Source organism: Streptomyces sp. NPDC057694, assembly GCF_042799415.1.
In the GTDB taxonomy this organism is placed as follows: Bacteria; Actinomycetota; Actinomycetes; order Streptomycetales; family Streptomycetaceae; genus Streptomyces.
This window is the reverse complement of sequence record NZ_JBHVIX010000065.1, coordinates 1-1,001: the sequence shown is the minus strand read 5'-3', so window position 1 is coordinate 1,001 and position 1,001 is coordinate 1. Positions and strand designations below refer to the sequence as shown.

Annotated in this window: 1 protein-coding gene; it reads left to right on the top strand. The window is 70.5% G+C overall.

Annotated features, from left to right (window positions below):
- The first annotated feature begins 11 nt into the window (after window positions 1-11).
- The gene (locus ACFVDP_RS43885) at window positions 12-980 is read left to right on the top strand and encodes an alpha/beta hydrolase (protein ID WP_383503448.1); all 969 of its coding nucleotides are present in this window, start codon (window positions 12-14) and stop codon (window positions 978-980) included.
- Window positions 981-1,001 lie beyond the last annotated feature (21 nt).

The window sequence follows — 1,001 nt, the reverse complement described above, 5'->3', positions numbered from 1 at the left end:
AGGAGCCTTCCATGGCCGGTAATCCCCGTAACATCGCTCTGGAGCCCGCTGCGCAGGCGTTCGTGGACGCGACGTCCGAGCCGCCGTTCCTGTACCAGCTGCCGCCGGAGGAGGGCCGTAAGGCCGTCGACCAGGTCCAGGACGAGGAGATCTTCAAGCCGGAGATCGACGAGGAGTGGACCGAGGTCCTGGGCGGCCCGACCGGCAGTGTGAAGGTGCGGATCGTGCGGCCCGCGGGCACGGCCGGCACGACGCTGCCCGTCATCCTCTACACCCACGGCGCGGGCTGGGTCTTCGGTGACGCGCACACCCACGACCGTCTCGTGCGCGACCTGGCCGTCGGTGTCGGCGCCGCCGTGGTCTTCCCCGAGTACGACCGCTCCCCCGAGGCCGGCTTCCCCGTCGCCCTGGAGCAGAGCTACGCCGCCGCGCAGTGGGTCGTCAGCAACGGCGCGAACCACCACCTCGACGCCACCCGCCTGGCCGTCGCCGGTGACTCCGTCGGCGGCAACATGGCCACCGCGCTGACCATGCTCGCCAAGGAACGCGGCGACGTCCGCTTCGTCAAGCAGGTCCTGTTCTACCCGGTCACCGACGCCGCCTTCGACACCGACTCCTACCACGAGTTCGCCGAGGGCTACTTCCTCGCCCGCGACGGCATGAAGTGGTTCTGGGACCAGTACACCACCAGCGACGAAGAGCGCGCCCAGTCCATCGTCTCCCCCCTGCGCGCCAGCCTCGACGAGCTCGCCGGACTGCCCGCCACCCTCATCATCACCGCCGAGGCCGACGTCCTGCGCGACGAGGGCGAGGCCTACGCCGCCAAGCTCCGCCAGGCCGGCGTCCCCGCCACCAACGCCCGCTTCGGCGGCATCGTCCACGACTTCGTCATGGTCAACGCCCTCCACAACACCGAAGCCGCCAAGCACGCCGTCCTCCTCGCCGTCGCCAGCCTCAAGGACGCCCTCACCACCAACTAACCACCCCGCGGCCCCACACCC